Annotated in this window: 6 protein-coding genes, 2 tRNA genes and 1 pseudogene; 4 read left to right on the forward strand and 5 right to left on the reverse strand. The window is 65.2% G+C overall.

All coding sequences use genetic code 11. The features are described from left to right. Both F1735_RS36990 and F1735_RS31105 read left to right on the forward strand, forming a co-directional pair. Nucleotides 1-126 (forward strand): annotated as a pseudogene (locus tag F1735_RS36990) (IS630 family transposase); the annotation flags it as partial. A 121-nt stretch (nucleotides 127-247) separates the two neighbouring features. Continuing rightward, complete coding sequence (locus F1735_RS31105; RefSeq protein WP_167240583.1) at nucleotides 248-1,396, forward strand: GGDEF domain-containing protein; 1,149 nt, start codon at nucleotides 248-250, stop codon at nucleotides 1,394-1,396. Here the strand turns inward: F1735_RS31105 and F1735_RS31110 are convergent. From F1735_RS31110 to F1735_RS31130, 5 genes are all read right to left on the reverse strand, one after another. Beyond that, entirely contained in the window at nucleotides 1,393-2,040 is a 648-nt protein-coding gene (locus F1735_RS31110) for an ABC transporter ATP-binding protein (protein WP_167240585.1), read from the reverse strand. The genes F1735_RS31105 and F1735_RS31110 overlap by 4 nt on opposite strands. After that, entirely contained in the window at nucleotides 2,031-3,116 is a 1,086-nt protein-coding gene (locus F1735_RS31115) for a hypothetical protein (RefSeq protein WP_167240587.1), read from the reverse strand. The genes F1735_RS31110 and F1735_RS31115 overlap by 10 nt, the downstream gene beginning before the upstream one ends. A 77-nt stretch (nucleotides 3,117-3,193) precedes the next feature. Then, nucleotides 3,194-3,270 (reverse strand) — tRNA-Asp (locus F1735_RS31120). A gap of 48 nt (nucleotides 3,271-3,318) precedes the next feature. Beyond that, nucleotides 3,319-3,394 (reverse strand) — tRNA-Val (locus F1735_RS31125). Nucleotides 3,395-3,553: 159 nt separating this feature from the next. After that, nucleotides 3,554-5,686, reverse strand: a complete 2,133-nt coding sequence (locus F1735_RS31130) for a S9 family peptidase (RefSeq protein ID WP_373888613.1) — start codon at nucleotides 5,684-5,686, stop codon at nucleotides 3,554-3,556. Nucleotides 5,687-5,789: 103 nt separating this feature from the next. Here F1735_RS31130 and F1735_RS31135 point away from each other — a divergent pair, with 103 nt between their 5' ends. Both F1735_RS31135 and F1735_RS31140 read left to right on the forward strand, forming a co-directional pair. Further along, nucleotides 5,790-7,091 (forward strand): glycerate kinase type-2 family protein, encoded by a 1,302-nt coding sequence (locus F1735_RS31135; protein ID WP_167240589.1) that lies wholly within the window; start codon nucleotides 5,790-5,792, stop codon nucleotides 7,089-7,091. A 255-nt stretch (nucleotides 7,092-7,346) separates the two neighbouring features. Then, a complete protein-coding gene (locus tag F1735_RS31140) occupies nucleotides 7,347-9,566 on the forward strand; it encodes a TonB-dependent receptor (protein ID WP_167240591.1) in 2,220 nt (739 codons plus the stop codon). The last annotated feature ends 240 nt before the right edge of the window (nucleotides 9,567-9,806 follow it).

Here is a 9,806-nt window from a genome sequence, read left to right on the forward strand (position 1 = left end):
TATGTCGCGCACCACAATGCCAATCCGAAGCCATTTATTTGGACAGCAACTGCGCGCGATATCCTGCAAAAGGTAATTCGCGCCAACAGCCGCTTAAGCGGCAAACAGAATGCAACACTACACTAGTGTAATATGATGCCTCGTGGTAATTATTGTTATCATTTATTTACCTGATTTCCTTCCCGGCGCCAGCGACATACTCGCATGCGTTGCGGACAGGCCGTGTTTGATCCACAAGGAACGTGCAGTGATCGATATCAAGACCTTCATGTTGGTACTGGCGGTAGGCAATATTGCCTTCGCCATGCTGATGGCGGCTTACGCGCGTTCGGGCGCCGTGCATCCGGCCATGCGCATGTGGAAGTGGGCCAAGCTGGTGCAGGGCGTTGCCAACCTGCTGGCCTATCTGCAGAGCGCCGGCGCGCCGCAGTCGATGGGGGTGGCCACGGCCTCGGTGCTGGTGCTGGGGATCACGCTCGAAGCGGCCGCCTACTCCACCTTCCTCGGTTACGAGCGCTGGCGCCGCTTGCTCTATCCGCTGACGGCGCTGGCGCTGCTGCTGTATTACCTGGCGCCGCTGGCCGGCGCCAGCGCGCGCGACCTGGGCGTGATGCTGTCGCTGATGATCGCCCTGTTCAGCGGCGCCGTGGCGGCGGCGCTGCTGCGTCCCGGGCGCGCGGCGTCGGCCCTGCAGCGCATCATCGGCGTCAATAACCTGGTGTTCGCGGCGGCGATGGCGCTGCGCGCCTGCTTCAGCCACGCCAGCCTGGGCGTGGTCGGCGGCGCGCCGGGGGCGGTGCAAAGCGTCGCCTACATCGCCGGCTACCTGTTGATGATCGTGAACGGCTTCGGCTTTCTGCTGCTGTGCAAGGAAAAGGACGACCGCGCGATGGCGCTGCTGGCGACCATCGACAGCCTGACTGGCCTGGTCAACCGGCGCGCGTTCTTCGAGCGCACCGAGAGCGCGCGCATGCTCGCGGCGCGCCTGCGCAGCCCGGTGTCGCTGATGATGCTCGACCTGGACCATTTCAAGAGCCTGAACGACCGCTTCGGCCACGCCGCCGGCGACGAGGCGCTGTGCGTGTTCAGCGCCACGGCGCAGGCCAGCTTGCGCGAGCATGACATCATGGGCCGGCTCGGTGGCGAGGAATTCGCGCTGGTGATGCCGGGAACCTGCCTGGCGGGCGCGCTGCAGGCGGCCGAGCGGCTGCGCCTGGCCGTGCTGGAGGCGCGCTTGCCGGCGCTGCGGGACAAGTATGCGATGACGGTCAGTATCGGCGTGGTGACGATCGAGCCGGGCGAGCATATCAACGCCGCGCTGGCGCGCGCCGATCACGCGCTGTACGTGGCCAAGAGCGCGGGACGCAACCGGGTCGAGGCGGGGCAGGCCAATTAGGCTGGCTGCGGGCGATCCAGGTCCAGCATGCGCCTGACCGCCACCAGCGGCTCCAGGTGACTGGTCAGCAGCACGCACACATCCTGGCGCGCCCCCAGTTCTCCCAGCTGCCCGCGCAAGTACGCCACCGCCGCCGCATCGAGCCCGTTGAACGGCTCGTCGAGCAGCAGCAGGCGCACCGGCAGGGCCAGCGCCAACGACAGCTGCACCTTCTTGTGCTGCCCCAGCGACAGGGTCGACAGCGCCTGCCCCAGCGTCCCGCTCACGCCGAACGCGTCGAGCTGGCGCTCGACCAGGCGCGCCTGGGCGGCCGGATACAGCGCCAGGTGCAGGTCGAGGAACTCCTGCACCGTCAGCCACGGTAAATCCGGCAGGTCGCCGCCGCAGTAAAACGCCGCCAGCCGGTAGGCCAGCGGCTGCGCCGCGCAATCGACGCCGTCCAATGCGATGGTGCCGCCGTTGGCCGTGAGCGCGCCGGCCACCAGCTTGAGCAAGGTGGTCTTGCCCATGCCGTTGGCGCCGCGCAGCCAGGTGATGCCCGGCTCGATCTGCGCCCCAAAATCGACGAATACCGGGCGCGTATCGAAATGAAAATGCAGGCCCCGGATGCGCAGCACCGGACCGTCCTTCTGTTCTACTGCCATATTTCGCTCCCCACCGCCGTCAACACCAGAATCTGCACCACCACCAGGCCCACCCGCGCGCGTGCCGTAAAGCGCGGAATCGCCACCAGCAGCACCTGCGCCACGCAGCCAAGAACCAGATAAGCGCGGCCGGCTGGACGCGCCCACACGCCATGCGCCAGGCCACCGGCGAACACCATCGCCAGCACCAGCAGCGCGGGCAGCGGCGCAAACGCGCGCGCCGCCAGTTCCAGCGAACGCGCTTGCAGCGGCCAGGCCGCCATGACAGGGCGCAGCGTGGCGATCTGCTCGCGCACGGCCTTGTCGCCACGGTCGGTGAGCAGCACCATCAGCGCGCTGGTGACCAGCGCCAGGAGCGCGCGCGCGATGCCGGGCGGCGCCTGCATCCACGGCAGCGCCGCGCCCACGGCCGCCGCCAGCATCAGGCTTTGCTGGCGGCCCACCATGTTCTCGTTGCGCCAGAAGGGCAGCCAGAACAAGCGATGCCACAGCATGTGTACGCGCGAGCGCCATTGGCGCGCCGCATAGCGCGCCGGCGGCGGCGCCAGGCGGCGCTGCCAGCGCGCGCTGGACGGCACGCGGCGCGCGCGCAGCGACAGCACGGCGATGGTGCAGGCATACGTCAGCATCAGCGAGAACAGCGTGCCAAGCACGCCGCGCAGCGGCAGCAGCCAGTCGGGCCTTTGATAAACCCAGACCGTTGCCGAGACCGCGTACAGCAGCGCCAGCGGCCCGACCATCATGGCCGCGACCAGCGCATCGGCCGCCAGTTGCGCGGACGGCGGCACCGGCAGGCGGCGCAGCCAGTACACCACGTCGAGCGGCAGCACGCGCTTGCGCACCAGGAGCGCCGGCAGCGCCATCGCCAGGCCGTGCGCAAGCAGCAGGCCAATGGCTTGCAGGGCCGGTTGCGAGGCGGCGTACATGGGGGGCAGGGCGACCAGTGCGAACAGGCCGATCAGAACCTGGGCGAACACCAGCAGCACGATTTCGGCCGACCCTTTCAGGCTGGCGGCAAAGCGCTGGAACGCGTGCAGGGCGAGACGGCGGCGAAACGTAACGTAGGCGTGGGCCAAGGCGGTTCCGGAAGTGAAGGAGAAAACAAAAAGGCAAATGGAAAAAGGGCCCGACGAATCGGGCCCTTTCTTGATGCTGGCGGAGCGGACGGGACTCGAACCCGCGACCCCCGACGTGACAGGCCGGTATTCTAACCAACTGAACTACCACTCCGTGTTACTCTGATCGGTACTGCTGATCATGATGCCCCGTCTCTGATGGTGGTGGGTGCTGAGAGGCTCGAACTCCCGACCCGCGCCTTGTAAGGGCGCTGCTCTACCAACTGAGCTAAGCACCCAAAAACTTCGCTTACCTCAGAGACTGCATCCGACGTTTGTCACCACGTCTGAAGAGGCACGAATCATATCCAGAGATCGGAAAGTGCGCAAGGGTTTTTGCGAAAAAAATGAAAATTCCCGCAAAATTCCCGGCGCCGGTCGCCGGTTCCAGTCTCCGCTTACTCCTTGATCCCCCACTGCGACAGCATCCACGCCATGTTGAAAGCGCTTTCCTTGAGCGCGTTGTAACGCCCGGACGCGCCACCGTGGCCGGCGCCCATGTTCGTCTTGAGCAGCAACTGGTTGTTGTCGGTCTTGTGCGCGCGCAGCTTGGCGACGTACTTGGCCGGCTCCCAGTACATCACCTGGCTGTCGTTCAGGCCCGTGGTCACCAGCATGGCCGGATAGGCCTTGCGCTCGATGTTATCGTACGGCGAATAGCTGCGCATGTAGTCGTAGGCCGCTTTTTCGGTCGGGTTGCCCCATTCAAGGTACTCGCCGGTGGTCAGGGGCAGGGTGGCGTCCATCATGGTGTTCATCACGTCGACGAACGGCACGGCCGCGTGTACGCCGCGGAACAGCTCCGGGCGCATGTTGGCCACGGCGCCCATCAGCAGGCCGCCGGCGCTGCCGCCCTGGATGACCAGGCGACTCGGGCTGGTCCACTTTTCCTTGACCAGGAAATCGGCGGCGTCGATGAAGTCGTAGAAGGTGTTCTTCTTTTTCATCAGCATGCCGTCGTCATGCCAGGCCTCGCCCATGTCGGTGCCGCCGCGGATGTGCGCCTGCACCACGATCACGCCGCGCTCGAGCAGGCTCAGACGCCCGATCGAAAAATTCGCTTCCGTCGCAATCCCGTACGAGCCGTAGGACGTGAGCAGCATCGGCGCGCTGCCGTCGAACTTCACGCCCTTTTTGTAGACGGCCGACAGCGGCACCCTGGCGCCGTCGCGCGCGCTTACCCACAGGCGGCGGCTTTCGAAGCGGCTGGGGTCGTAGCCGCCCACCACCTCGACCCGCTTGAGGACCGTGCGCGCGCCGCTGGCCATGTCCACATCGAGCACGGTCGCCGGCGTCACCGGCGACTGGTAGGCCATGCGGTAGCTGGTGGCGTCGAAGGCGGGAGTGCGCATGCGCGTGGCCATGTAGACCGGGTCGTCGAACTGCACCGTCTTCCACGATTTGTTCTTGAAGTTGTAGATGCGCGCGCGGTTGAGCGCATTCGATTTTTCCATCACCACCAGAAAATCGCGGAAGGCGTCGACTTCGCGCACCATGACCGCCTTGTCGTGCTTGACCAGCTCTTTCCAGAACTTGGGGCCGGGCGTGGCCAATGGCGCGCGCACCAGGCGGAAGTTTTTCGCATCCTTGTTGGTCGTGATGAACAACTCGCCCTTGCGGTGTTCGACGCTGTAGCGATGGCCTTTTTCGCGTCCCAGCACCGGGCGGAAGGCGCCCAGCGGCTTGTCGGCCGCCAGCATGCGCGTCTCGCTGGTGTCGGTCGCGCCCATATCGAGCATGATGAACTTGCCGTCGCGCGAGGCTTCCACCTGCACGCTGAACTGCTCGACCGGCTCGTGATACACCTCGACCGGCGCGCTGCCGGGTGTCATGCGGAACACCCGGTCGGAGCGTTTGGTGGTGGCGTCTTCCTGCACGAAGAAGATGGTCTTGTTGTCAAGCGCCCAGGCCACCGAGGTCACGCGCGCTACGCTGTCGGGCAGCAGCTTGCCGGTCTTGAGGTCCTTGACGTGCAACTCGAACTGGCGGTAGCCGGTGGTGTCGGTCAGGTACACCAGCAGCGTCTCGTCCGGGCTCACAAACGTGCCGGCGACGGCGAAGAACTTCTGGCCTTCGGCCATCTCGTTCTGGTTCAGCAGGATTTCTTCCGGCGCCTGGTGGTCGTAGGCCAGCTTGGCGCCGGCCAGGCGGCGGCAGTTGATCGGGTACTGCTTGCCCGCTTCGAAGCGCGTGTAGTAGTAGTATTTACCGGTGCGCGCCGGCACCGACAGGTCCACTTCCTGCATGCGGCCCTTGATCTCGGCGAACAATTTGTCGGCCAGCGGCGCGATCTCGGCCGTCATCGCCTCGGTGTAGGCGTTTTCGGCCTCAAGATGGGCGATCACCTTCGGGTCTTCCTTCTTTTGCAGCCAGCGGTAGTCGTCGGTGACGACCTCGCCGTGGCGCGTTTCCTGCCACGCGGCCTTGGCTGCGACGGGCGGCGCCGCGCTGTCGGCGGCCAAGGCGGGGAGGGTACTGGTCATGGCGATCATCAGCGCGGTGAGGATGGCGGGGATTTTTTGGGAAGGCACGAACGCTCCTGGAAGATATTTTTGTGTCAATATCATAGGCCAGGCGGCGCGAAAAAAGATACCTCTTTCGCGCCGGCCTGGCAAGCCATTCAACGAGGACCACATGAACCCTGCCAGCGCGCCGCGCACTCCACCGCACCAGCTGCTCATGCACCTGTTCGACAGTGCGCTGGCGGCGGTCGATCCGCTGGCCGTGCTGGCGCCGCACCTGCCCGCCGCGCCCAAGGGGCGCACCATCGTGATCGGCGCCGGCAAGGCGGCCGCACGCATGGCGCAGGCGGTCGAGCGGCACTGGCAGGGCCAGATCAAGGGCCTGGTGGTCACGCGCTACGGGCATGGCGCGCCGACCCGGCATATCGAGGTGATCGAGGCGGGCCATCCGCTGCCCGATGACGCCAGCAGCACGGCGGCGCGGCGCATGCTGGCGCTGGTGCGCGGCCTCAATCAGGACGACCTGGTGCTGTGCCTCATGTCCGGCGGCGGCTCGGCGCTGCTGTCGCTGCCGGCGCCCGGCATCACGCCGGCCGACAAGCGCGAGCTGACGCGCCGCCTGCTGGCCAGCGGCGCGCCGATCGGCGCGATCAATTGCGTGCGGCGCCACCTGTCGGCGATCAAGGGCGGGCGCCTGGCGCTGGCCTGCCATCCGGCGCGCGTGCTGACCCTGGTGGTGTCCGATGTGCCGGGCGACGATCCGGCGGTGGTGGCGTCCGGGCCGACCATCCCGGACGGCAGTTGCGCGGCCGATGCGCTGGCGCTGCTCGCCAAATACGGCATCGCGGCGCCGCCGGCGGTGCGCGCGGTGCTGGACGACGCGGCGCTGGCCGCACCGGCCATCGACGATGCGCGCCTGGCCGGCAACCGGGCGGTGGTCATTGCCAGTGCCCAGCATGCGCTCGACGCCGCCGCCGCCGCCGCGCGTGCGGCCGGCTACACGCCGCTGATCCTGAGCGGGTGCATGGAGGGCGAGGCGCGCGAGGTGGCCATCGTCCACGCGGGCATTGCGCGCCAGGTGGCGGGCTACGGGCAGCCGCTGGCCGCGCCGTGCGTGATTTTGTCGGGTGGCGAAACCACGGTCACCTTGCGCGGCCAGGGGCGCGGCGGGCGCAATGCCGAATTCTTGCTGGCGCTGGCCATCGCGCTCAAGGGCATGCCAGGCGTGCATGCGATTGCCTGCGATACCGACGGCATCGACGGCACCGAGGACAACGCCGGGGCGCTGCTCGATCCCGGGTCGCTGGCGCGCGCCACGCTGGCCGGCGTCGATGCGCAGGCGCTGCTGCGCGATAACGATGGCTACAGCTTCTTCGCGGCGCTGGGCGACCTGGTGGTGACGGGGCCGACGCGCACCAACGTCAACGATTTGCGCGCGATCCTGGTGGAGGCGCCGCACAATAACGGTGCATAAATCGCGCAAAGCGTGGTTAGTTGCAAAAAATGTTGCGTGAAGATCACGCGGGCTGTGAACGTCCTTGCCATTCACAGCCGTGATGGCAGAAAATACCGCCTCCTATAAAGTCGGCAACACAGACATCGACAAGATGCGGTGCCGACGGCGTCCATCGCCGCGCGTTCGCATGCGAGTACGTCCAGAAAAAGAGCAAAAGCAGGAGACAGGATTACCTTCGTCGTACGCTTCATCAACTTTTTCCAGGGAACTCGAATGATCAAGATGTCCAAGATGCACAAGCGCGTTATCGGCGCGCACGGCGCCGTGCTGGCCCTGTCCGCACTGCTGCCGATCGGGTCGGCCATGGCCCAGGCCCAAGTCCAGGCCCAGGCTGCTCCAGAACTGCAAACCGTGACCGTGACCGCCCAGCGCCGTACCGAGAACATCAAGGAAGTGCCGGTCTCGGTCACCCTGCTCAAAGATGAGAAGCTCGATGTGCTCGTGTCCGGCGGACAGGACATTCGGGTGCTGGCCGGCAAAGTGCCGAGCCTGAACGTGGAATCGTCGAACGGCCGCACCTTCCCGCGCTTTTACATCCGTGGCTACGGCAACACCGACTTCAATACCTTCGCCTCGCAGCCTGTCTCGCTGATCTACGACGACGTGGTGCAAGAGAACCCGATCCTGAAGGGCTTCCCGATTTTCGACCTGGCCGGCGTGGAAGTGCTGCGCGGCCCGCAGGGCACCCTGTTCGGCCGCAACACCCCGGCTGGCGTGGTCAAGTTCGAATCCGAAAAACCGAAGCTCGACAGCTTCGGCGGCTACTACAACGCCTCCGTCGCGACCCACAACACGGTCAACGTTGACGGCGCCGTGAATATTCCGCTGAGCAAGGAATGGGCGGCGCGCTTCTCGACCCTGCGCCAGCACCGCGACGATTTCGTCGACAACACCTTTACTGGCCAGGGCGACGCCCTCGAAGGCTACAACGAGCACGCCGAACGCCTGCAAGTGCTGTACAAGCCAGGCACGACGTTCAATGCCCTGTTCAATGTGCATCAGCGTTCGACCACGGGCAGCTCGCGTTTGTTCCGCGCGAATATCATCAAAAAAGGCACGAACGAGCTGGTCGACGGTTTCGACGCCGACAAGATCGCCAACAACGGCCTGAACTTCCAGGCCCTGCGCACCAACGGCGCCAACGTGCGCCTGTCGTGGGACCTCGGCGCGCTCAAGCTGTACTCGATCACCGGCTACGAAGGGGTGGACCATTACCTGAGTCGCGGCGACATCGACGGCGGCGTGCCGGCCGGCCCGGGCGTGATCCCGTTCCAGGTAGAAACCGCCGGCGGCATCGGCGACGTCAAGCAATACAGCCAGGAAGTGCGCGTCGAATCGAAGAACAGCGGCCCGCTGAACTGGCAAGCCGGCCTGTACTACTTCAACGAAGACGCCACCGGCTCGACCGATAATTACAACAGCACCAGCGGCGCCCAGACGTCGCGCCTGGTGAGCCACCAGAAGAATACCGCCTGGGCGGCGTTCGGCTCGGTCAACTACGTCATCAGCGATGCCTTCAACGTGCGCGGCGGCTTGCGCTACACTAACGACAAGAAGGATTTCAACACCGTCACGGCGTGGAACGTGGCGCAGATCGGCCCGGCTTCGGTGGGCGAGAGCAGCAACAAGGCCAACTGGGACCTGAGCGGTACCTACAAGCTGAACAAGGATGTCAACGTGTATGCCCGCGTGGCGACCGGCTTCCGCGCGCCGAGTATCGCGGCGGCCTCCGCTGCGGTACCGATCACCGTGGCCGACGCCGAAACCATCACCTCGGTCGAAGCCGGCGTGAAAGCCGACCTGTGGAACCGCCGCGCGCGCGTGGCCTTGAGCGTGTACGACTACCAGGTCAAGAACCAGCAGCTGACCGTGGTCGGCGGCAATTCCAACGTCAACCGCCTGATCAACGCGGCCAAGACCAACGGCCGTGGCGCCGAGCTGGACTTTGAAGGCTTTGTCACCAGCAGCTTCAAGGTATCGGCGGGCGGCAGCTACAACTTCACCGAAATCCGCGATGGCGCCATCTCGGTCAACAAATGCGCGCAGTGTACGATCGCCAATCCGATCAATGCCGCCGGCCGTGTCGTCATCGACGGCAATCCCTTGCCGCAGGCACCGAAGTGGATCATCAACGGCACCGCGCGTTACTCGATGGACCTGGCCGACGGTCAACTGTTCGTGTTCACCGACTGGGCGTACCGCAGCAAGATCAATTTCTTCCTGTACGAAGCGAAGGAATTTACCGGCAAGCCGCTGGTGGAAGGCGGCCTGCGCGTCGGCTACACCTGGGATAGCGGCAAGTATGAAGTGGCCGCCTACGGCCGCAACATCACCGGCACCGAACGGATTGTGGGCGGAATCGACTTCAACAACCTGACCGGCTTCACCAACGAGCCGCGTCAGTGGGGGATGCAGTTCAAGGGCAACTTCTAAGCCCGTCCCGCTGTCAACAAAGCCGCGAGCGATCGCGGCTTTTTTTCAATCTGCTGTCTTCAATCTGGTGTCAGGTCTGACATTCGGACACGGCCTCATCCGCTAATCTGGTGTTGAGTATGGTCACTCAACCTGATGGGTTTCGGCGCCATTTTGATCACGTAGCGTGATGGGCGATGGGGTGACCCCCGCAAGGAACTTGAACAAATGCTCCTATTGGGGGAGTCTTCGGTTTCCTAA

This window comes from Massilia genomosp. 1, from assembly GCF_011682185.1.
GTDB lineage: Bacteria > Pseudomonadota > Gammaproteobacteria > Burkholderiales > Burkholderiaceae_D > Telluria_A > Telluria_A rubra.

What these genes read in the sequence shown, in the direction of transcription:
- F1735_RS31110 (WP_167240585.1), bottom strand. Translation starts at nt 2,040, where the DNA reads ATGGCAGTAGAACAGAAGGACGGTCCGGTGCTGCGCATCCGGGGCCTG.
- F1735_RS31135 (WP_167240589.1), top strand. Translation starts at nt 5,790, where the DNA reads ATGAACCCTGCCAGCGCGCCGCGCACTCCACCGCACCAGCTGCTCATG.
- F1735_RS31140 (WP_167240591.1), top strand. Translation starts at nt 7,347, where the DNA reads ATGATCAAGATGTCCAAGATGCACAAGCGCGTTATCGGCGCGCACGGC.